Annotated in this window: 18 protein-coding genes; 14 read left to right on the top strand and 4 right to left on the bottom strand. The window is 66.6% G+C overall.

Annotation, left to right across the window (positions count from 1 at the left end; genetic code table 11):
- Positions 1–58: 58 nt before the first annotated feature.
- Positions 59–1,162 carry a tRNA (adenosine(37)-N6)-threonylcarbamoyltransferase complex transferase subunit TsaD gene (tsaD, locus tag F9Z44_RS08050; protein WP_159605074.1) on the bottom strand — a complete coding sequence of 368 codons (1,104 nt, stop codon included), beginning with the start codon at positions 1,160–1,162 and terminating at the stop codon, positions 59–61.
- A gap of 66 nt (positions 1,163–1,228) precedes the next feature.
- Between tsaD and F9Z44_RS08045 the strand changes: the two genes are divergently transcribed.
- The 5 genes from F9Z44_RS08045 to F9Z44_RS08025 all read left to right on the top strand — a co-directional run bounded on the left by F9Z44_RS08045 (position 1,229) and on the right by F9Z44_RS08025 (position 7,393).
- The gene (locus tag F9Z44_RS08045) at positions 1,229–2,497 is read left to right on the top strand and encodes a nitrate regulatory protein (RefSeq protein ID WP_159605072.1); all 1,269 of its coding nucleotides are present in this window, start codon (positions 1,229–1,231) and stop codon (positions 2,495–2,497) included.
- Between the two features lie 354 nt (positions 2,498–2,851).
- Positions 2,852–4,138, top strand: a complete 1,287-nt coding sequence (locus tag F9Z44_RS08040; RefSeq protein ID WP_159605070.1) for an ABC transporter substrate-binding protein — start codon at positions 2,852–2,854, stop codon at positions 4,136–4,138.
- A gap of 26 nt (positions 4,139–4,164) precedes the next feature.
- Entirely contained in the window at positions 4,165–5,082 is a 918-nt protein-coding gene (gene ntrB / locus F9Z44_RS08035; RefSeq protein WP_159605068.1) for a nitrate ABC transporter permease, read from the top strand.
- A gap of 94 nt (positions 5,083–5,176) precedes the next feature.
- A complete protein-coding gene (locus F9Z44_RS08030; RefSeq protein WP_159605066.1) occupies positions 5,177–5,980 on the top strand; it encodes an ABC transporter ATP-binding protein in 804 nt (267 codons plus the stop codon).
- A 198-nt stretch (positions 5,981–6,178) separates the two neighbouring features.
- On the top strand, positions 6,179–7,393 hold the full coding sequence (locus F9Z44_RS08025; protein ID WP_159605064.1) for an MFS transporter: 1,215 nt from the start codon (positions 6,179–6,181) through the stop codon (positions 7,391–7,393).
- Positions 7,394–7,402: 9 nt separating this feature from the next.
- Here the strand turns inward: F9Z44_RS08025 and F9Z44_RS08020 are convergent, their stop codons facing one another.
- Together F9Z44_RS08020 and F9Z44_RS08015 are read right to left on the bottom strand one after the other, a co-directional pair.
- Positions 7,403–9,160 (bottom strand): bifunctional protein-serine/threonine kinase/phosphatase, encoded by a 1,758-nt coding sequence (locus tag F9Z44_RS08020; protein ID WP_159605062.1) that lies wholly within the window; start codon positions 9,158–9,160, stop codon positions 7,403–7,405.
- A gap of 6 nt (positions 9,161–9,166) precedes the next feature.
- A complete protein-coding gene (locus F9Z44_RS08015; protein ID WP_159605060.1) occupies positions 9,167–10,462 on the bottom strand; it encodes a type IV pili methyl-accepting chemotaxis transducer N-terminal domain-containing protein in 1,296 nt (431 codons plus the stop codon).
- A 359-nt stretch (positions 10,463–10,821) separates the two neighbouring features.
- On the opposite strand from F9Z44_RS08015, the gene nirB reads away from it, so the two are divergent.
- The 9 genes from nirB (at position 10,822) to F9Z44_RS07970 (ending at position 21,621) form a co-directional block, all read left to right on the top strand.
- Entirely contained in the window at positions 10,822–13,290 is a 2,469-nt protein-coding gene (nirB, locus tag F9Z44_RS08010) for a nitrite reductase large subunit NirB (protein WP_159605058.1), read from the top strand.
- Complete coding sequence (gene nirD / locus F9Z44_RS08005) at positions 13,287–13,688, top strand: nitrite reductase small subunit NirD (protein ID WP_159605056.1); 402 nt, start codon at positions 13,287–13,289, stop codon at positions 13,686–13,688. Before nirB ends, nirD begins: the two co-directional genes overlap by 4 nt.
- A 73-nt stretch (positions 13,689–13,761) precedes the next feature.
- Positions 13,762–16,524, top strand: a complete 2,763-nt coding sequence (locus tag F9Z44_RS08000; protein WP_236574295.1) for a nitrate reductase — start codon at positions 13,762–13,764, stop codon at positions 16,522–16,524.
- 57 nt (positions 16,525–16,581) lie between these two features.
- The gene (ybiB, locus tag F9Z44_RS07995; RefSeq protein ID WP_159605052.1) at positions 16,582–17,511 is read left to right on the top strand and encodes a DNA-binding protein YbiB; all 930 of its coding nucleotides are present in this window, start codon (positions 16,582–16,584) and stop codon (positions 17,509–17,511) included.
- Positions 17,495–18,280, top strand: a complete 786-nt coding sequence (cobA, locus tag F9Z44_RS07990) for a uroporphyrinogen-III C-methyltransferase (RefSeq protein ID WP_159608629.1) — start codon at positions 17,495–17,497, stop codon at positions 18,278–18,280. Before ybiB ends, cobA begins: the two co-directional genes overlap by 17 nt.
- Before the next feature lie 69 nt (positions 18,281–18,349).
- The gene (locus tag F9Z44_RS07985) at positions 18,350–19,477 is read left to right on the top strand and encodes a sterol desaturase family protein (RefSeq protein WP_159605050.1); all 1,128 of its coding nucleotides are present in this window, start codon (positions 18,350–18,352) and stop codon (positions 19,475–19,477) included.
- 23 nt (positions 19,478–19,500) lie between these two features.
- A complete protein-coding gene (locus tag F9Z44_RS07980) occupies positions 19,501–20,718 on the top strand; it encodes an NAD(P)/FAD-dependent oxidoreductase (protein WP_201450026.1) in 1,218 nt (405 codons plus the stop codon).
- A 138-nt stretch (positions 20,719–20,856) separates the two neighbouring features.
- Positions 20,857–21,069, top strand: a complete 213-nt coding sequence (rpsU, locus tag F9Z44_RS07975) for a 30S ribosomal protein S21 (RefSeq protein WP_056273869.1) — start codon at positions 20,857–20,859, stop codon at positions 21,067–21,069.
- A gap of 105 nt (positions 21,070–21,174) precedes the next feature.
- The gene (locus tag F9Z44_RS07970) at positions 21,175–21,621 is read left to right on the top strand and encodes a GatB/YqeY domain-containing protein (RefSeq protein WP_159605048.1); all 447 of its coding nucleotides are present in this window, start codon (positions 21,175–21,177) and stop codon (positions 21,619–21,621) included.
- 53 nt (positions 21,622–21,674) lie between these two features.
- Here F9Z44_RS07970 and F9Z44_RS07965 read toward each other — a convergent pair whose 3' ends face one another.
- Positions 21,675–22,562: a DMT family transporter gene (locus F9Z44_RS07965; protein WP_159605046.1), complete on the bottom strand. Its 888-nt coding sequence runs from the start codon at positions 22,560–22,562 to the stop codon at positions 21,675–21,677.
- Positions 22,563–22,565 lie beyond the last annotated feature (3 nt).

Here is a 22,565-nt window from a genome sequence, read left to right as displayed (position 1 = left end):
AGCGCGACAACACCGAAATTCTAATTCATAATTACAGAGCTTCGCCCACCACGGTACTTCAGAGGGTGCCCACGGGCTCGCTCCGACCAATATCCGACAGCGGCCAGCGCGGCTTCACGTCAAAGCTGTAGCCGTCGGCCAAGCCCAGCTCGACCAAGCCGGCCTGCACCCGCATGCCACCGGCCAGCGCGATCATGGCGCCGTTGTCGGTGCAAAGGTGCAACTCCGGGTAGTGCACCCGAACCCCCGCCCTGCCACAGGCCACACCAAGTTGCTCGCGCAGCAGCGCATTGGCACCCACGCCGCCGGCCACCACCAGGCGGCGCAAGCCGGTCTGGCGGATCGCCGCCATGGACTTTTTCACCAGCACCTCGACGATGGCGGCCTGCACGCTGGCGGCCACATCGGCCTTTTGCTGCGGAGACAGCGGATCGGCCAGGTGCAGCGTGGCCGGGCCGTCCAGGCTGGCGTGGGCCAGCCTTTTCACCTGGGTCAACACCGCCGTCTTGAGACCGGCAAACGAGAAGTCGAGGTCACCGCTGTGCAGCAGTGGACGCGGGAACTTGTAGGCCATAGGGTCGCCCTGCAGCGCCAGCTGCGCCAGGGCCGGGCCACCGGGATAGCCCAGACCGAGCAGCTTGGCCGACTTGTCGAAAGCCTCACCGGCCGCGTCGTCGATGGTTTCGCCGAGCAGCGCGTAGCGCCCCACCCCGTCCACGCGCATCAGCTGGCTGTGGCCACCCGACACCAGCAGCGCGACGAACGGGAACTCGGGCGGGTCGGCACTCAGAAATGGCGAGAGCAGATGGCCCTCGAGGTGGTGCACGCCGATGACCGGCTTGCCGAGCGCAAAACCCAGCGCGCAGGCCACGCCCGACCCCACCAGCAGTGCACCGGCAAGACCAGGGCCACGGGTGTAGGCCACGGCGTCCACGGCCGACAGCGTCAGGCCCGCCTGGGCCAGCACGGCGTCGGTGAGCGGCAACACGCGGCGGATGTGGTCGCGACTGGCGAGCTCGGGCACCACGCCACCATAGGCACGGTGCATCTCGATCTGGCTGTGCAGCGCGTCGCCCAGCAGCCTTGGCGTGTGGCCGCCGCTGGCGTCCACCAGAGCCACGCCGGTTTCGTCGCAAGACGACTCGATTCCCAAAATCAGCATCGTCCAAGTGTACGGGCGGCATGTTTGTTGCTCAGCCTTGGGGATGAGCGAAAAACCCCCTCGGACATGAAATCGGCTCTGAACTTTCTGGTGGCAGCCAAACGCTGCGAAATCGCCGAGCTGCAGCAGCTCGCGCTCACGAGCGCCCTGGTGAATGTGACCGGGCGTCTGGTGCACGGCTTGCAGCGCGAGCGGGGTCTGTCCAACCTGTTCCTCGGCTCGCAAGGTCTTCAGTTTGGCGAGATGCGGGCGGGCCAGATCCGGGAGTGCCGCCAGATCGAGGCCGAACTGCGCGCCTGCTTTGACGACCTGGACACCGAATCGGCCCTGGTGGGCAACGGCGCGCGCCTGTTCAGCCGCATCGCCTACGTGCTGCATGGCCTGGACGCGCTGGACGGGCTGCGCTCGCGGGTGCAGGCGCTGGAGTGGACGACCCAGCAGGCGACCGAGGCCTACGTGCGCCTGATCTCCGGCCTGCTGGCGGTGGTGTTCGAGGCGGCGGACAGCGCCAGCGATCCGGAAATCTCGCGCCTGCTGGTGGCCTTGTTCAATTTCATGCAGGGCAAGGAGTTCGCCGGCCAGGAACGCGCGGCCGGGTCCGCGCTGTTCGTCGGTGGCCGCGCCGAGGCGGGCGAACAGCAGCGTCTGCTCCACCTGATCGAGTCTCAGGAACGCTGCCTGGAGGTGTTTGCCGAGTTTTCGAAAGCCCAGGCCGTGGACCTGTGGCACGCCACCCAGGCCAGCGCCACGCTGGCCGAGCTGGAACGGCTGCGCCGCGTGTTGTGCACGGCCGCCCATGGCTCGCCGCTGAACGCGCAGTTGAGTCGCGCGTGGTTTGACTGCTGCAGCCGGCGCATCGACCGCATGAAGGCGGTCGAAGAACGCCTGGCGCTGGACCTGCTGCAAACCTGCGAGCAGAAGATCGTTGCGGCCCATGCCGAGCTCAACAGCTTTCACGCGCTGCAAACAGGCCCCGCCACCGAGGCAGACGTCCTGTCATTTTTCAGGGCACCCAGGGATGGGGACAGCGTTGATTTCGCCGCAGGCCCGCAGAACTACGGCCTTCAGCTGGAGCGCTCGATCCTGGAGCTGGTGCAGGCGCAGGCGCGGCGCCTGCAGACCATGAGCGAAGAACTCGACACCGTGCGTGCCAGCCTCAACGAACGCAAGCTGATCGAGCGCGCCAAAGGCCTGCTGATGGCGCACCGCCACCTCAGCGAGGAAGAAGCCCACAAGGCCATTCGCCAGATGGCCATGAACCAGAACCGCCGCCTGATCGAGGTGGCCGAGGCCGTGCTGGCCATGGCCGACGTGCTGCCCGAACGGCTGCGCTGAGCGCACCGCATCCTGTTGCAGCGCACAAATTCCGTGCCGCCGAGGCCGGGCGCACCAGTTTGAGGCATCCGCAACCACGATCAGACCGCCACCTGGCCGCTGACATGACGCGACCCGGATCGATTTCTGCTTTGAAATCAAAGCTCTTGCCACGGCCACCCGGGTCAACCCTGATGCTGGCACACAAACTGCTGTAACCAAGACAAGGAAACGCGAGCCAATGGCGGCCCGGGTTTCGACAGTCTCCCCAGACACAGGACAACGGCGTCCATTTCCGGCTTGCGCATCACAGGCTTGGAGATGGTCGCCGTTTTGCTTTGGCAACCGGTTTTTTTCATCAGCAAGGAGTTGGACATGAACGCAGACACCCCCAGCGCAACCGTTCCCCAGGCCCTGGCCGACACCGCAGCGGCTTCCCGGCGCGACTTCATCAAGAAAAGCACCGCCATCGGTGGCGCCGCCTTCTTCTCCACCCTGGGCCACAGCGGCGTGTGGGCGGCCGGCTCCGACGCGCCTGAAAAAACCGAGGTCAAGATCGGCTTCATCCCGCTGACCGACTGCGCCAGCGTGGTGATGGCCGCCGAACTCGGCATCGATAAAAAGTACGGCGTGAAGATCGTTCCGACCAAGGAAGCCAGCTGGGCCGGTGTGCGCGACAAGCTGGTCAATGGCGAGCTGGACTTCGCCCACGTGCTCTACGGTCTGATCTATGGCCTGCAGCTGGGCACCGCCGGCCCCAAGAAGGACATGGCGATCCTGATGAACCTGAACCAGAACGGCCAGGCCATCACGCTGTCCAAGAAGCTGGCCGAAAAAGGCGCGGTGGATGGCCCCTCGCTGGCCAAGCTGATGGCCACCGAAAAGCGCGAATACACCTTCGCCCAGACCTTCCCAACCGGCACCCACGCCATGTGGCTCTACTACTGGCTGGCAGCAGCCGGCATCGACCCGATGAAAGACGCGCGCGCCATCGTGGTGCCGCCACCGCAGATGGTGGCCAACATGCGCGTGGGCAACATGGACGGCTTCTGCGTGGGCGAGCCCTGGAACCACCGCGCCATCATGGACGGTATCGGCATCACGGCCAACACCACGCAGGACATCTGGAAGGACCACCCCGAGAAGGTGCTGGGCACCTCGGCCGAGTTCGTGCAGAAGAACCCGAACACCGCGCGCGCCGTGACGGCCGCCATCCTGGAAGCCGGCAAGTGGATCGACGCCGGTCTGCAGAACAAGAACAAGATGGCCGAGACGATCTCGCAGCGCTCTTACGTGAACACCAGCGTGGATGCGATCAACCAGCGCATCCTGGGCCGCTACCAGAACGGCATGGGCAAGACCTGGGACGACCCCAACCACATGAAGTTCTACAACGACGGCGCGGCCAACTTCCCCTACCTGAGCGACGGCATGTGGTTCCTGACGCAGCACAAGCGCTGGGGCTTGCTGAAGTCGCACCCCGACTACCTGGCCGTGGCCAAGGCCGTGAACCGCATCGACATCTTCAAGGAAGCCGCCACGGCCAGCAAAACGTCGTTGCCCAAGTCCGAGATGCGCAGCGCCAAGTTGATGGACGGCGTGGTGTGGGACGGCAAGGACCCGGCGAAGTACGCCGACAGCTTCAAGATCAACGCGGCCTGAGCAGGCCGCCGCACCGGAGAAACACCATGGTCAGCGCCGTCTTTCATACGCCACTGGAGGGGCTCGCCTCCACCAAGACCGAGCCGCCCTCCTCACCTGCGGCAGTGCCTGTCGCGGTGGTGGCGGCACCCGTTGCGGTGGCGCAAGCCCGGCGCGGCTGGGACCTGCGCTTTTTGTGGGCCAACGTCCTGCCGCCCCTGCTGGGCCTGGTCTTCCTCATCACCGTGTGGGCGGTGGTGGCGGGCACCGGCGCCAGCGGCATTCCGACACCTCTGGAAACGTGGAAGCAAGCCATCGAGGTGTTTTCCGATCCGTTCTATCAGGTCGGCCCGAACGATCAGGGCGTGGGCTGGAACGTGCTCATGTCGCTGCAGCGCGTGGCCATCGGTTTTGGTCTCGCCGCAGCGGTGGGCATCCCGGCGGGTTTTGCCATCGGCCGCTTCGAATTTCTGAGCCGCATGTTCAACCCGCTCATCAGCCTGCTGCGCCCGGTGTCACCACTGGCCTGGTTGCCGATCGGCCTGCTGGTCTTCAAGGGCGCCAACCCGGCCGCCATCTGGACCATCTTCATCTGCTCCATCTGGCCCATGATCATCAACACCGCGGTGGGCGTGCAGCGCGTGCCGCAGGACTACATGAACGTCGCGCGCGTGCTCAACTTGAGCGAGTGGAAGATCTTCACCAAGATCCTCTTCCCAGCCGTGCTGCCCTACCTGCTCACTGGTGTGCGCCTGGCGGTGGGCACGGCCTGGCTGGTGATCGTGGCCGCCGAGATGCTGACCGGCGGCGTGGGCATCGGCTTCTGGATCTGGGACGAGTGGAACAACCTCAACGTGGCCAGCATCATCATCGCGATCTTCGTGATCGGCATCGTGGGCCTGGTGCTCGAATTCGGCCTCATCAAGCTGGCCACCCTGTTCACGTTCGACGAAGTCAAAAGCTGACACCTCCGTTCGGGCCGAGCTTGTCGAAGCCCTCACCCATCACTTGCGTTCGCTGCCCTTCGACAGGCTCAGGGCGAACGGTTTGGAGTTCACCATGCAACACGAAAAATACATCGAGATCCAGGGTGTGGAGCAGACCTTCAAGACGAAGAAGGGCAACTTCCCCGCGCTGCGCGACATCAACCTGGCCGTGGCCAAGGGCGAGTTCGTCACCCTCATCGGTCATTCGGGCTGCGGCAAGTCCACCTTGCTCAACCTGATTGCCGGCCTGACCGTGCCCACCAGCGGCGTGCTGCTGTGCGCCGACAAGGAAATTTCCGGCCCCGGCCCCGAGCGTGCCGTGGTGTTCCAGAACCACTCGCTGCTGCCTTGGCTGACCTGTTTCGAAAACGTCTACCTCGCGGTTGAACGCGTGTTCGCAGCCACCGAAAGCAAGGCCCAACTCAAGGCCCGCACCGACGCCGCGCTGGCCCTGGTGGGCCTCACGCCCGCCGCACAGAAACGCCCCGGCGAGATCTCCGGTGGCATGAAACAGCGCGTGGGCATTGCCCGCGCCCTGTCGATGGAACCCAAGGTCTTGTTGATGGACGAACCCTTCGGCGCACTCGATGCACTCACCCGCGCCAAGCTGCAGGACGAGCTGCTGGACATCGTGGCGCGCACGCACAGCACAGTGGTCATGGTCACGCACGACGTGGACGAAGCGGTGCTGCTGAGTGACCGCATCGTGATGCTCACCAACGGCCCGGCCGCCACCATCGGCGAGGTGCTCAGCGTGGACCTGCCGCGCCCGCGCAACCGCGTGGCGCTGGCAGACGAACCGCGTTACCAGCAGTGCCGCAAGGCGGTGATCGATTTCCTCTACACGCGCCAGGCGCACGTCGAAAAAGTGGCCTGATCCCCAAAAGAGGGCGTGACTCCCGGCATGGAATTTGCGAGATGGAACGCGAAGGCTGACGATGGCCTTTGCTCTTGCACCAGGCTGGCGGCTCCGGCAGTCTGGTGCGCCCCATGCACCGCACCCGGCACTTAGATCCGGACGTCTGCGGCGTGGGTTTGATCTTCACCCCACTCCCCTCTCACAAAGGTCCACGCCATGGCGGGTTTCCGTACGTTCCTCAAAGCAGGCCACAGCCCCACCCTGCTGGCCTCGTTCGTCTACTTCACCTACTGCTGTGGCGTCTGGGTCACCAACGGGGCCATGGCCCCGTTCATCAAGGACTCGCTCAGGCTGAGCCCGGCCCAGCTCGGCGTGATGCTGTCGGTGCCGATCTTTGCCGGTGCGCTCATGCGGTTTCCGCTGGGCATCCTGGCGCAGTACATCGGCCGCAAGAACGCCACGCTGGTGGAAATGGGCGGCATCGCCATCGCCCTGCTGTTCGGCTATTTCTTCGTCGACACCTTCAACGACTTGCTGGCCATGGGCGTGCTGCTGGGCATCGCCGGTGCCAGCTTCGGTGTGGCGCTCTCGCTGGGCTCGGGCTCCTTCCCGGCGCGCTACAAGGGCCTGGCCATGGGCCTGGTGGGCGCGGGCAACGTGGGCACGTCGCTCTCTGCGCTGCTGGCGCCGCAACTGGCCCAGGCCTATGGATGGAAAGCGGTGTACGGCCTGGCCGCCCTCGGTCTGCTGATCCCGGTGGCGGTGATGATCGTCTTTGCGCGCGAGCCCGACGACGTGGACAAGCACGCCGGCATGCGCGAACACACCGCCTGCCTGTTCGAGAAGGACGGCTGGGCCTTCAGCGCCATCTACGCCATCACCTTCGGCGGCTTCATCGGCCTGGCCACCTTTCTGCCGAGCTACTACTACGACCAGTTCGGCGTGAGCAAGGTGCAGGCCGGACAGCTCACCATGCTGGCCGCCTTCATGGGCGCGGCGCTGCGCATCTTCGGCGGCTGGATCTCCGACCACTGGGGCGGCATCAACACGCTCACCGCCGTGCTCGCCATCATCGCCGTCACGCTGCTGGCCTGCGGCATGGCGGGCGGTTCGCTGGTGGTCACCACACTGCTCATGATGCTGTGCTTCGCGGCGCTGGGCGCGGGCAATGGCGCGCTGTTTCAGCTGGTGCCGCTGCGCTGGCCGCTCACCACGGCCGTGGCCGGCTCCATGATCGGCGAGATCGGCGCCCTGGGCGGCGGCCTGGTGCCCAACGCCATGGGCCTGTCGCGCCAGTACACCGGCACCTACTTCTGGGGCTTCGCGCTGTTCTCGGTGCTCGCCCTGTGCGCGCTGGGCATGATGCGCTTCATGCAGATCCGCTGGACGCGCACCTGGGCTGAGAAAGGTGGGCGGGCGCGCTCTGCTTGAAGCTCTGCGCTACGTCGGCAGGAACAGCAGCCAGTACACCAGCAACACGTTGAACAGCGCGCTCAAGCCCAGCAGCAGCTTCCACAGCATCGTCGGGTCGCGCTGCAGCAGCGCCGAGGCCGGCGGCATGGTCAGCGGCCGCGACGCCCCGCGCTCCAGCGCCAGCAAGAACTCTTCGGCGGTCTCGAAGCGCAGCGCCTTGTCGCGCGCCACCGCCTTCTGCACCACGTGGTCCAGCCAGATCGGCACCTCCGGGTTGTGTCGGCTGGGTGGGGTGGGGTCGCGGTAGTAGCGCCCCACCTGGTAGGGCAGCACCTGGCCATAGGGCAGACGTCCGGTGAGCAACTGGTAGAGGGTGACGCCCAGCGCGAACAGGTCGCTCTGCGCATCGGGCAGCTCCTTGGACTCGGCATCGGAAGCACCCGAAGCCTGCCGCGTGTTGTAGCCCCACTGCTCGGGGTTCACATAGCTCGCCGTGCCGGCGTGCAGGCGGCGCATGCTTTCGGGCTCGCGCCCGCTCAGGGCCACACCGAGGTCCAGCACACGCAGCACGCCGTCGTCGCCCTGGTGCAGGTTGGCGGGCTTGATGTCGCGGTGGATCACACCCTGGCGGTGCATGCGGCCAAGCACGCGCAGGGTCTGCATGGCGATCTGCACCGCCTGGGCGGGCGCGAAGCGCTGCATGCGGTCCAGCATCTGCTGCAGGGTCTCGCCGCCGTGCCAGTCGTACAGCAGGTAGTAGGCGCTGCGCGGGCGCTGCGTGGGCAGGCTGTGGTGCAGGCACACCAGGTTGTCGGCCGCGCGCGACGACTGCATGCGCCGCGAGAGCCAGGCCTCATGCGCGAGCATGGCGCGCTCGTCGTGATCGTGCGCGCGGGCCGGGTGCAGGGTCTTGAGCGCATACAGCGCCTGCGTGGCGGGATCGCGCACCTGGTAAAGCAGGTTGATGCCGTTGTCGGCCACCGGCGCGGTCACCACAAAGCCGTCGATCGGGTCGCCCACCTTGAGGCGCGGCGCCATGGGCAGGGTCTGGGCCGCGCGGCTGGCGTCCTCCAGGTTCGGATCAAGCAGGCCCAGCACGCGCACCACCATGGCGGTGAGGTTGTCGTCGCTGCCCGCGGCCAGCGCTGCTTCCACCAGGCGCTCGCAGGTGTCCTGTGCGCGGGTTGACGGATCGGCGCAGTCGGCGAGGCGACGCTCGGACAGCCTGGCGTGCACGCCATCGGTGAGCATCACGAAGGTGTCACCCACCTGCAGGTCGCCCTGCACATAGTCGACCACGAGATGGTCTTCCAGGCCCACCGCACGCAGCAGCTGGTGCTGCAGGTCGGGGTGGTTGACCACGTGGTCGTGCGTGAGCCGCAGCGTCTGGCCATCGCGCAGCAAATAGCAGCGCGAGTCACCCACATGCGCCAGCGTGTACGACTGGCCGCGCAGCACCAGCGCGGTGAGTGTGGTCAGGCCCATGGCGGGCTGGCGGCTTCGGTTGACCCCGGCCAGCCACGCGTTTTGCGCGCCGATGATGCGGTCCAGCGCCACGGTGGTGTCCCAGGTTTCGGGCGTGCTGTGGTAGTCGCGCACCAGGCTGGTCACCGTGGTCTGGGCCGCTTCGCGCCCCAGGCCGCCGGCGCTGACCCCGTCGGCAATGGCCACGATGGAGCCCATGTCTTCCTGCCCCTCGGGCGGCAGCATGGCGGCGCAGAAATCTTCGTTGGGCTCCTTGCGGCCGGCCTTGCAGACAAATCCGATGTCGATGTCAAAGGCCACAGCGCATCACCCCATCAGCATCTGCATGCTGCGCTCGTACTCGGCCGACAGCTGCTCGAAAGCCTGGAGCAGGCTTTCGCTGGCCACGGCCAGACCTTCGAGCCGCAGCAGCCGGTCGCGCCCCGCGGGGCGCTGGATGTGGGCGGCACCGGCGAGCACCTGCTCCCATTCCTGGGCCGCAGCCTCCAGCGTGCGGCGGATTTCCGGGGTGGACAGGGGCAGGCCATTGAGCATGGCCAGGCCCGACTCGAAATCCCGCTGCGCCCCGACCAGGGCAGCGTCATTGGCGGGCGCGCGCTCACCGTCCTCCATCAGGTGCATCAGCGCGCACTTGGCAAACCGCTGGCACAGCATGCGCTGGCGCCCTGCGGTGTTGAGCAGCTTCAGCGGCGGGGCCGAGCCCGCGCTCTCCAGGCTCGCCGTGAGGCGCTCGGCCTCCTGCAGCAAGCGCTCTGCGAGCTCGTCCACCTGCGCCACCTGGCCTGCCGCAGGCTTGCCCTTGAGGGTCGGTTTGAGGCGCTGCCACGTGGCCTCCACCTGGGCCAGCAGGTCGCCGAAAGTGGGCGCCGAGAGCGTCTTGCCCAGCAGCGCGATGTTGGCGTCCACGCGCTGGATCGAGTCGTCCAGCAGCGCCTGCTGCTGGCGCGGCTGCACTTCGGCCAGGCGCAGCAGATGGAGCTTGACCAGGCGTTGCGAGAGCATGCGCAGCTGCCCGGCCCGGTTCACCCCTTCGGCGAAGTGGGCCGACTGGATGATGTGCTGCGACACCTGGCCCAGCCGCTGGTTGCTGTGCATGGAGGCGGTGCGCAGGATCTGAAAGGCATCGTCATCGGACACCTGCCGCGCGCGCATCAGGATGCCCTTGGCGCGCTCCACCATCTTGCGGTCCTCGAAACGCTGGGACACGTCGCGCAACTGCTCCTGCAACGCCTGTTCGCGCCGGAAACGCGCCTGCGCCAGGTGAACGAGCGCGCGCAGGCGATGCGCCGCGTAACCGTTGACCACGTAGACGTGCACGCCGCATGCCACGGCCTGCTCGATGTGGCCGGCATCGCTGTCGGTGGTGAACACGATCACCGGGCACGGTGCGGTGTCGGCCAGCGCCTGCGTGGCCTTGAACAGTGCATCGGCACTCGCCGACACCTCGCCGATCACCACATCTGGTGCATGGCGCACAACGCCCTGCACCAGTTTGCTGCAGCCCTCTTCCTGCGCAATGACATCGATGCCCATGGCCTCCAGGTCAAGCGCGAGCGGCAAGTTGGCCTGGGGGCCGCTCCGAAAAACCAGCGCAGATGTCATATGAATCAAGAGCTTGTGAGTGAATACCGGGCCCAGCCCCGGCAACCGCAGCACGCTGCGTGCCGGCTAGGCGCTGCACTGCCGCGGGGTGTCGATGATATGGCACACGTTTTGCATGGTTCAACGCAGACGTGACGAAGCGTCTGACCCCGACCGCAGTGTCGCGGGACTGTGCACAACGACGTGCGCAGCGAGACAACGGGGCCCGCCAACAGAGGCGCGCCTCAGCCCGGCTTCTCGGCCGGAACAACCGCATATCCCATTTTTCTGGTGCCCAGGCTCAAGGCGCGCGTGCGCGCAGCGTTCACTGGCACGGGGTATGCACCTGACGCTTTCGAATCACAACTGGAGTAGCCGCGATGAAGAAATCAAGACTGGTGATGGTGGGCAACGGCATGGCCGGCGTGCGCACGCTCGAGGAGCTGCTCAAGATCGCCCCCGACCTCTACGACATCACGGTGTTCGGCTCCGAGCCCCACCCCAACTACAACCGCATCCTGCTCTCGCCGGTGCTCGCCGGTGAGCAGACGCTGGACGAGATCGTGCTCAACGACTGGGCCTGGTACACCGACAACGGTGTCACGCTGCACGCGGGCAAGACCGTGACCGAGGTGGACCGCATCAAGCGCGTGGTGCGCGCCACCGATGCCGACGGCAGCGTGATCGAGGCACCCTACGACCGCCTCATCATGGCCACCGGCTCCAACCCCTTCATGCTGCCGCTGCCCGGCAAGGACCTGCAAGGCGTGCTGGCCTACCGCGACATCGCCGACACGCAGGCCATGATCGACGCGGCCACGAAATACAAACACGCGGTCGTCATCGGCGGCGGCTTGCTGGGCCTGGAAGCGGCCAACGGACTGATGAAGCGCGGCATGACAGTGAGCGTGGTGCATGTGGCGCCCTGGCTCATGGAACGCCAGCTCGACGACGTGGCGGGCAAGCTGCTGCAGCAGTCGCTGGAGACGCGCGGCATGAAGTTCCTGATCGGTGCGCAGACGCAGGAGCTGGTGGGCAACGACGAAGGCCGCGTGAAGGCGATCCGCTTCAAGGACGGTACCGAGCTGCCGGCCGACCTGGTGGTGATGGCCGTCGGCATCCGCCCCAACACCGCGCTGGCCGAGAGCATGCGCCTGCACGTGAACAAAGGCATCGTGGTCAGCGACACGCTGCAGACCGTGACCGACCCGCGCATCTACGCGGTGGGCGAATGCGCGGCGCACCGCGGCATCGCCTACGGTCTGGTGGCACCGCTGTTCGAACAGGGCAAGGTGCTGGCCACACATCTCGCAGAGTTCGGCATCGGCCGCTACGTGGGCTCGCTCACGTCGACCAAGCTCAAGGTCACCGGCATCGACCTGTTCAGTGCCGGCAACTTCACCGGCGGCGCCAACACCGAAGAAATCGTGATGAGCGACCCCTCGGGCGGCGTCTACAAGAAGCTGGTGATCCAGGACGACAAGCTCGTGGGCGCCTGCCTGTACGGCGACACGGTGGACGGCTCCTGGTACTTCAAGCTGCTGCGCGACGGCCGCAGCGTAGCCGACATTCGCGACAAGCTGATGTTCGGCGAGTCCAACATCGGCGACGTGGGCCACCAGGGCCAGAGCAAGGCCTCGGCCATGGCCGACACCGACGAGGTGTGTGGCTGCAACGGCGTGACCAAGGGCGCCATCTGCAAGGCCATCAAGGACAAGGGCCTGTTCACGCTGGAAGAGGTGCGCAAGCAGACCAAGGCCAGCGCCAGCTGCGGCTCGTGCACCGGCTTGGTGGAGCAGATCCTGATGTTCACCGCTGGCGGCGACTACTCGGCCACGCCCAAGCTCAAAGCCATGTGCAGTTGCACCGACCACGGCCACCAGGCGGTGCGCGACGCGATCCGCGAGAGCAAGTACACCAACACCGGCGCGGTGTTTGCCGGCATGGGCTGGCGCACGCCCAACGGCTGCGCGTCGTGCCGCCCGGCCGTCAACTACTACCTCATCAGCACCTGGCCGAAAGAGGCCAAGGACGATCCGCAAAGCCGCTTCATCAACGAGCGCATGCACGCCAACATCCAGAAGGACGGCACCTACAGCGTGATCCCGCGCATGTGGGGCGGCGAGACCACGGCCGACGAGCTGCGCCGCATCGCCGATGCGGTGGACAAGTACAAGATCCCGACAGTGAAGGTCACCGGCGGCCAGCGCATCGACCTGCTGGGCGTGAAGAAGGAAGACCTGCAGGCCGTGTGGAACGACATCGGCATGCCCAGCGGCCACGCCTACGCCAAGGCCCTGCGCACGGTGAAGACCTGCGTGGGCAGCGAGTGGTGCCGCATGGGCACGCAGGACAGCACGCAGATGGGCAAGGACCTGGAGCGCGCCATGTGGCGCATGTACGCACCACACAAGGTGAAGTTCGCCGTCTCGGGCTGCCCACGCAACTGCGCCGAGGCCGGCATCAAGGACGTGGGCATCATCGGCGTGGATTCGGGCTGGGAGATGTATGTGGCCGGCAACGGAGGCATCAAGACCGAGGTGGCCCACTTCTTCACCAAGCTCAAGACCGCCGAGGAAGTGCTGGAGTACACCGGCGCCTTCATGCAGCTCTACCGACTCGAAGGCTGGTACCTGGAGAGGACCGTGCACTACGTCAACCGCGTGGGTCTGGACTACGTGAAGAAAAAGATCCTGGACGACCACGAAGGCCGCAAGGCGCTGTGGGCCGAGCTGCAGTTCGCGCTCGATGGTGAACCCGATCCGTGGTTCGATTTCAAGCAGGCCTCGGTGGACACGCGCCAGTTCATTCCAATCAAACCCGTATCACTCGAAGGGAGCGCAGCATGAGCGTTTGGATTCCCATTGCCCGCGTGGACGACATTCCCGTGCTGGGTTCGCGCTGCGTCCAACGCGAAAGAGGCCTGGACGTGGCGGTGTTCCGCAACGCACAGGACGAGGTGTTCGCCCTGCTCGACCGCTGCCCGCACAAGGGCGGCCCCCTCAGCCAGGGCATCGTCTTCGGCACCAGCGTGGCCTGCCCGCTGCACAACTGGACCATTGGCCTGGACAGCGGCTGCGCGAAGGCGCCCGACGAAGGCTGCACGCCGAAGTTCGCGGTGAAGGTGGAGGACGGCGTGGTGCACCTCGATGCACACGAACTCGCCACGCAGGCGACCGACCTCACCCGCCCGATCGCCGGCCCGGCGAGACGTGATTTGTCCCCTCTCCCCCTGGGAGAGGGCTAGGGTGAGGGCTTTCCCCGTGCCCCTGCGCTCCGGAAGCGGCCCTCACCCCAACCCTCTCCCAGGGGGAGAGGGGGTGAAATCCACGTGCCCTTACTGCGGCGTCGGCTGTGGCGTGATCATCGATACCGACGGCAGCCGCATCACCGGCGTGCGCGGCGACCCCGAGCACCCGGCGAATTTCGGCAAGCTCTGCACCAAGGGACAGACACTGCACCTCACTGCCTCGCCAGCCATCACGCAGCAAACGCGACTGCTGCAACCCCTTCGGCGCCTGCAGCGTGGCGGGCCTGCCCAGGCGGTGACCTGGGACGGAGCGCTCGATCTCGCCACCGATCGCTTCGCCTCGGTCATCCAGAACCACGGCCCCGATGCCGTGGGCTTCTACATCAGCGGCCAGTTGCTCACCGAGGATTACTACGTCTTCAACAAGCTGGCCAAAGGCCTGATCGGGACCAACAACGTCGACACCAACTCGCGCCTGTGCATGAGCAGCGCGGTGGCCGGCTACAAGCTCACGCTGGGTGCCGACGCGCCGCCCGCCTGCTATGACGATGTGAACCACGCGCAGTGCCTGTTCATCGTCGGCAGCAACGCGGCCTTTGCGCACCCGGTGCTGTTCCGCCGCATCGAAGAAGCCAGGAAGGCCAACCCGGCCATGAAGGTGATCGTGGCCGATCCCCGCCGCACCGACACCGCCGGCTTTGCCGACCTGTACCTGCCGCTGCAGCCCGGCAGCGACGTGATGCTGTTCCACGGCCTGCTGCACATCATGCTGTGGGATGGCTGGCTGGATGCAGCGTACATGGCGGCCCACACCACCGGGTTTGACGCACTCAAAACGCTGGTGCGCGACTACACGCCCGAGCGCGTGGCCCAGGCCTGCGGCTTGCCCAAGGAAGACCTGTTCACCGCGGCGCAGTGGTTCGCCACCTCACCGGCCACGCTCAGCCTTTACTGCCAGGGCCTGAACCAGAGCAGCAGCGGCACCGCGAAAAACGCCACGCTGATCAACCTGCACCTGGCCACGGGCCAGATCGGCAAGCCCGGCGCCGGCCCCTTCAGCCTCACCGGCCAGCCCAACGCCATGGGCGGGCGCGAGGTTGGTGGCCTGGCCAACTTGCTGAGCGCCCACCGCGATCTGGCCAACCCGCAGCACCGCGCCGAGGTGGCCGCGCTCTGGGGATTGCCCAGCGTGCCCGAGAAACCGGGCAAGAGCGCGGTGGAGATGTTCGAAGCGGCGGCCGACGGCGAGATCAAGGCGCTGTGGATCGCCTGCACCAACCCGGCCCAGTCCATGCCCGACCAGGCCACCGTGCGCCGCGCGCTGCAGCGCGCCGAGTTCGTCGTGGTGCAGGAGGCCTACGCCACTGCCGCCACCTGCGACTACGCCGACCTGCTGCTGCCCGCCACCACCTGGGGCGAAAAAGACGGCACCGTCACCAACAGCGAGCGCCGCATCAGCCGCGTGCGCCCGGCCGTGTCCGCACCGGGCGAAGCGAGGCACGACTGGCGCATCGTGGTCGACTTCGCGCAGCGGCTTGAAACCCGTGTGCGCCCCGCCCAGCCAACGTTGTTCCCCTACCTCTCGCCCGAGTCCATCTGGAACGAACACCGCGAATCCACGCGCGGCCGCGACCTCGACATCACCGGCCTCTCCTACGAAAAACTGGAGAACGAAGGCCCGCAGCAATGGCCCATCAAATTCGGCGAGACGCAGGGAAAACAGCGCCTCTACGAAGACGGCGTCTTCCCCACCGCCGACGGCAAAGCCCGCTTCGCCGCCCTGCCCTTCGTCCCCCTGGCCGAGCCGCGCGAATCGCGTTACCCGTTCTCGCTCACCACCGGCCGCCTGCGCGATCAGTGGCACGGCATGACGCGCACCGGCACACTCGGCCGGCTGTTCGGCCATGTGGCCGAGCCGGCGGTGCAGCTCAACCCGCAAGACATGGAACGCCGCGGTCTGAAAGAGGGCGATCTGGTGCACGTGACCAGCAAGCGCGGCTCCATCCTGGTGCCGCTGCAAGGCTCGACCGACATCGGCCTGTCGCAGGCCTTCATTGCCATGCACTGGGGCGCGGAGTACCTCAGCGGCCTGAGCAGCACCGGCGAGCGGCTCGCGGGCGTCAACGCCCTCACCACCTCGGCCTACTGCCCTTCGTCGAAACAGCCCGAACTCAAGCACGCAGCGGTGAAGGTGCTCAAGGCCGAGCTGCCCTGGACGCTGCTGGCCATGGCCTGGCTGCCCGAGACCGGCGCCTTGAGCGCCCTGCAAGGTCTGCGCGAACTCATGGCCCAGTTTCCGTTTGCCTCGTGTGTGCCGTTCGGACGGGAGCGCACGGGCGTGCTGTTTCGCGCCGCAGCCCACGATGCGCCCGACATGGCGCTCCTGGAGCGCGTCGAGACTTTGCTCGGCCTGAACACGCCGGACGTGCTTCGCTATGCCGACAAGCGCCTGGGCCAGCGCCGCGCCGCACGGCTGGTGCGGGTGGGCGAGGTCACGCAGCTGGACGGCTTCATGCTCGCCGGCGACACGCGCGCCGAGGCCTGGCTCAAGCCGCTGCTGCAGGACGAACTGCCCGCCGACGCGTATGGTCGTCGCCTGTTGATGCCAGGTGCCAAACCGCCGGTGGCCATCGAGACCAAAGGCCGGCAGATCTGCACCTGCTTCAACGTGACCGACCTGGCCATCACCGAGAAGCTGGCCACTTGCGATGGCAGCGACGACGAACGCCTGACCGCGCTGCAAACCAGCCTGCGCTGCGGCACCAACTGCGGCTCCTGCGTGCCCGAACTCAAGCGCCTGGTGCGCGCCACCCCGGCGCTGCTCCCCGCCTGAACCCCGGCTTTGGCCATATAACGCGCAGTCATCAAACTTGCCCGACAATCGCGCGCCATGGGAATCAGCCAATACATCAAGGAGATCGGTCGCGGCAAGGACGGCGCGCGTTCGCTCACGCGCGAGCAGGCCACCGATCTGCTGGGCCAGGTGCTTGACGGCACGGTGACCGACCTGGAGGTGGGCGGCTTTTGTCTCGCCATGCGCATCAAGGGCGAAACCGCCGACGAGATGGCCGGCTTCATGGATGCCACACACGCCCGGCTGCACAAACTGCCCGACAACGACCACACCACGGTGGTGCTGCCCAGCTACAACGGCGCGCGCAAACTGCCGGTGCTCACACCCCTGCTGGCCTTGCTGCTGGCACAACGCGGTGCGCCAGTGCTGGTGCACGGCACGGCCACCGAAGACAAGCGCGTGTTCGCCTCCGCCGTGTTCGCTGAACTCGGCGTGATGCCGGCCAGCCGCGTGCCCGCGCTGGCGGCGGGCGAGGTGGCATTCGTGCCCACCGAGGTGCTCAGCCCCGGCCTCAAGCGCCTGCTCGATGTGCGCCGCGCGGTGGGCCTGCGCAACCCGGCGCACAGCTTGGTGAAACTCATGAACCCGTGCGCAGGTCGGGCCTTCATCGTGGGCAGCTACACCCACCCCGAATACGCCGGCTCCATGGCCGCCACCTGGGCACTCACCGGCGCACACGCCATGCTGCTGCGCGGCACCGAAGGCGAACCGGTGGCCGATGCACGGCGCACACCGCGCATGGAAATTTTTCGCAACAGTGAGCGCACCGAGGTACAACCCCAGCAAGACGGCCCGCTCGCGCAACTGCCTTCACTGCCCACCGTGGACGCGTTGAACACCGCTGCTTACATCCGCGCGGTTCTCGACGGCAGCATGCCCATTCCCACACCGATCGCACTGCAGGTGGAACACATCTTGCGAGCGGTTCAACACCATGATTCCCCAGCCCATGCACACGCCCTCTGAGTTCCTGCCAGGCACCGTTTCGCTCGTGGGCGCGGGCCCGGGTGATCCGGAGTTGCTCACGCTCAAAGCCGTCAAAGCGATCAGCGCGGCCACGGTGTTGCTGGTCGACGATCTGGTGAGCGACGCGGTGCTGGCCCACGCTCGGCCGAGCGCGCGCATCGTGCACGTGGGCAAGCGCGGTGGTTGCAAGAGCACGCCGCAAGCCTTCATCGAAAAGCTCATGGTCATGGCCGCGAGCGAGGGCGAGGTGGTGGTGCGTCTCAAGGGCGGCGACCCCTTCATCTTCGGGCGCGGCGGTGAAGAGGTGGAGCACCTGCGCGCCGCCGGCATCGAGGTGCAGGTCATCAACGGCATCACGGCCGGCCTGGCCGGCCTCACTTCCCTGGGCGTGCCGCTCACGCACCGCGAACACGCGCACGGCGTGGTGTTCGTCACGGGCCACGCCAAGCCAGGTGACAGCGGCACCGACTGGCCCGCGCTGGCCGCCACTGCGCGCGACGCCAAGCTCACGCTGGTGATCTACATGGGCGTGAGCGGCTCGGAGCAGATCCAGACCGAGCTGCTCACCGGCCTGCCAGCCCACACGCCCGTGGCCGTGATCCAGCACGCCAGCCTGCCCGAACAGCGCCACGCCGTCACCACGCTGGGGCAGCTGCGCGCCACCATCGAGCGTGAGGGGCTGGGCAGCCCGGCGGTCATCGTGGTGGGCGATGTGGTGAGCGGTATCGCCGCTCTTCAGTCGCCTCTGCCGCTCGCCCGCACCGCCTGAATCCGCGCGCAAGCGCCCCGCTACACTGCCGCAGCCGCGCCCCCGTCGGGGCGCACGGGAGCTTGCCTCGTGCTCAAGAAACTCAACCAGTTCACCGAAGGTCACGGCGCGCTGCGCCCAGGCCGTGGCCTCGTCACCGGAGCCATTGCGCTGTCGCTGGCCATCCTGTGTTTTCTGGGCGTGATGGCCTTTCACTTCCCGCAGTACCTCACCACGCCCCAGCTGCGCCAGCAGTACGACGTGGGTCTGATGCGGCAGTTGCTGTTTGGAGCCATGGTGATCGCTGGTGGCCTGAGCCTGGTGAATGTGTTGTTCAACCGCGCCCGCTGGCTCTCGGCTTTTGCCTTCGCGCTGGTCACGCTCAGCGCGCTGCTGGGTGGGCACCAGGTGGAGGTGGACCCGAACTTCCCCGACCACACGCCCTACATCGGCATGGACTGGTTCATCCTCGATCTGCTGGGCTCGGCGCTGATCTTCATCTTCATCGAGAAGCTGTTTGCCTTGCGCAAGGACCAGCCGGTTTTTCGCCCCGAGTGGCAGACCGACTTTCACCACTTCATCGTCAACCACATGGTCATCGGCTTCATGCTGCTGGCCACCAACCTGCTGGTGCACAACATCTTCGGCTGGGTGCCGGTGGACGGTATTCGCGGCTGGATCGCGGCGCTGCCGTTCTGGGCCGCGCTGCCGCTGATCATCCTGGTGGCCGACCTCGCCCAGTACTGGACGCACCGCGCTTACCACGAGACCCCATTGCTGTGGCGCCTGCACGCGGTGCACCACAGCACGAAACACATGGACTGGATGGCCGGCTCGCGCCAGCACATCCTGGAGACCATCATCACGCGCACGCTGGTGCTGGGGCCCATCTACCTGCTGGGCTTTTCCAAGGAAGTGATCGACGCCTACATCATCGTGGTCGGCTTCCAGGCCGTGTTCAACCACGCCAACGTGAGCGTGCGCCTGGGCCCGCTGCGCTACCTCATCGTCACGCCCAACTTCCACCACTGGCACCACAGCCAGGACGCCGACGCGCTGGACAAAAACTACGCCGCGCACTATGCCTTCCTCGACCATCTGTTCGGCACCGCCGTCAACAGCAACAAAGTCTGGCCCGAACGCTACGGCGTGCTGGGCGACTACGTGCCCAAGGGCTTTCTGAAGCAGCTCGCGTTCCCCTTCACCTGGAAGGGCTGAGCGCGCCACCTACACTGCGCGCCATGCAAAACTTCGACGCCATCGTCATCGGCGCTGGCGCCGCCGGCCTTTTCTGTGCCGGTGTGGCAGGTCAACGCGGCCTGCGCGTGCTGGTACTCGACCACAGCGAGAAGGTGGCCGAGAAGATCCGCATCTCGGGTGGCGGGCGCGCCAACTTCACCAACCGCGACCTCGACCCGCACGCCCCGCACAAGCACTTCATCAGCGCCAATCCGAACTTCTGCCGCTCCGCGCTTTCGCGCTACACGCCGGCCGATTTCGTCGGGCTGCTGCAGCGCCATGGCATCGCCTTCCACGAGAAGCACAAAGGCCAGCTGTTCTGCGACCGCTCGGCCGAAGACCTGATCCAGATGCTGCTGCGCGAGTGCGACGCCGGTGGCGTGCAGCGCTGGCAGCCCTGCGGCGTGAAAGCCATCCGGGTGGACGGCGAGGGTGTCTACGAACTCGACACCGACCGCGACACGGTGCGCAGCCGCTCCGTGGTGGTGGCCACCGGTGGCCTGTCCATCCCCAAGATCGGCGCCACCGATTTCGGCTATCGGCTGGCGAAGCAGTTCGGCCTGCGCCTGGTCGAGCCGCGTCCGGGCTTGGTGCCCATGACGTTCGACGGTGACCATTGGTTGCCGTACGCCGGGCTCTCCGGCCTGGCGCTGCCAGTTCGCATCGAGACCGGCGACAAGAAGACCCGCATGGCGTTCAACGAAGACCTGCTCTTCACGCACCGCGGGCTATCGGGCCCGGCGGTGCTGCAGATCTCCAGCTACTGGAGCGACAACACCCCGATCCGCCTGAACCTGGCGCCAGACGCCGACCTGCCCGCCGCACTCGCCCGCGCCAAGGCCACCTCACGCAAGCTGCTTGCCAACGAACTCGCGGGTCTCGTGCCCAGCCGCCTGGCCGACGCCTGGGTGCAGCAGGACCCCGACTGGCAGCGCCCGGTGGCCGAGGCCTCCGACAAGGCCTTGGCCCGACTGGCCGAGCGCCTGTCGCGCTGGGAGATCACCCCCACCGGCACCGAGGGCTACAAAAAGGCCGAGGTGACGCTGGGCGGCGTGGACACGCGGGACCTGTCGTCGCAAACCCTGGAATCGAAGCAGCCGGGGCTGTATTTCATTGGCGAGGTGGTGGACGTGACCGGTTGGCTGGGCGGCTACAACTTCCAGTGGGCCTGGGCCAGCGCCCACGCGTGCGCCATGGCTCTGGGTAGCCAATCGCATTGAAGTGGCTATAATCCAAGGCTTTGCTGGCAAATACCCGTCTGCCAATACTAGTTAACGACGGGACATTTTGCGGAAACGACGCTTGGGCCCGATCTTCCCGAACATCCTCTTTCCGCGCATTCTGGACATTTCTCGCCCATGACGACCATCCGTGTAAAAGACAACGAACCCTTTGACGTCGCTCTGCGCCGTTTCAAGCGCACCATCGAAAAGCTCGGTTTGCTGACCGATCTGCGCGCCCGTGAGTTCTACGAAAAGCCCACCGCCGAGCGCAAGCGCAAGAAGGCCGCCGCCGTCAAGCGCCACTACAAGCGTGTGCGCTCGATGCAGCTGCCCAAGAAGCTGTACTGAGTCTGTGCCGCCGGGTTCGCCCGGTCGCCCAAAAGCCCGCTGGAAGACGTTCAAGCGGGCTTTTTTGTTGTCTGAACATCCCTTCACCACCCCACAGGAGCCCCCATGAGCCTCAAGGAACAGATCACCGAAGACATGAAGGCGGCCATGCGCGCCAAGGACAGCGAGCGCCTGGGCACCATCCGCCTGCTCACCGCGGCCATGAAGCAGAAGGAAGTGGACGACCGCGTGGAGCTCGACGACGCCATGGTGGTGGCCATCGTCGACAAGCTGATCAAGCAGCGCAAGGACAGCATCGAAGCCTTCACCAAGGCCAATCGCATGGACCTCGCCGACAAGGAGAGCGCCGAATTGAAGGTGTTGCAGGCCTACCTGCCCGCGCGTCTTTCCGCCGAGGAGGTGACCGCCGAAGTCAAGGCCATCGTGGCGGAGGTGGGCGCCACAGGTCCGGGCGACATGGGCAAGGTCATGGGCGCTGTGAAGGCCCGCCTGGCGGGCAAGGCCGACATGGGCATGGTGTCTGCTGCGGTGAAAGCCGCGTTGACGAACTAAGCCCCTGCGCTCCGCCTTGGGGCGGGGCGGTGGATCGTCACCACGTCTGCGGTTCAGTTCAAGATGAGTGCGGTGCCCGCCACGGCCAGGACGGCACCCAGCCACGCGCCCGCCGCTGGCCGGCGCCGGTAGACCAGCCACAGCAGCGGCAGGATCAGGATCGGTGAGACCGAGGACAGCACGGCCACCAGCCCCGCCTGACCGAGCCGCATGGCCGCCAGGATCAACGTCATGCCCAGGGCCATGGCCACGGCGGCGCTCAGGAAGGTGAGGAAGGCATCCTTCCACCGCAGCGGCAACTTGGCGCGAGCGCCCTGCCATCCACTGGCAAGCAGCGCGGTGTGCGCCAGCAGCGCCACGCTCATGCGCGCCGCGCTGGCGGCCACCGCATCCACGCCGGTGGTCATTAGCGGCTTGAGCATGAGCGTGGCCACCGACTGGCACAACGCAGCCGCCAGCCCAAGCCCGACACCGATCAGCAGCGGTCCCTGCGTTTGCTCCCAACCGTGCTGCTCGTCGCTGCGCCGCCCCCAGACGATGGCCAGCATCACGCCGCCCACCAGCAGGCCGCTGCCCAGCAAGGCCCTGCCCCACAGAACTTCACCCAGAAAGAACCAGGCGATCACGGCCGAAAACAGTGCATGGGTCGCGAACAGCACACCCGAGCGGCGCGGCCCCAGGCGGTTCATGCAGGCAAACAGCACGGTGTCGCCGATGAAGATGCCGATGACACCCGAGAGGGCCAGCAGGCCGAGGGCCGATGCGTCGAGGCTGCGCCAGCCGCCGCCCAACAGCGCCAGCGCCCACAGGATGAGGCTCGCAAACAACATGCGCCAGCGGCTGAAGGCAAATGCACCCAGGCGCTGCGCCGGGCCGGCCGAGAAGAGACTGGATACCGCCCAGCAGGCTGCGGCGAGCAGCGCCAGCGCTTCCGGGCGCATGTG

This window comes from Hydrogenophaga sp. PBL-H3, assembly GCF_010104355.1.
In the GTDB taxonomy this organism is placed as follows: domain Bacteria; phylum Pseudomonadota; class Gammaproteobacteria; order Burkholderiales; family Burkholderiaceae_C; genus Hydrogenophaga.
The sequence above is the reverse complement of the archived record's forward strand: the minus strand, read 5'-3'. Positions and strand labels throughout refer to the sequence as shown.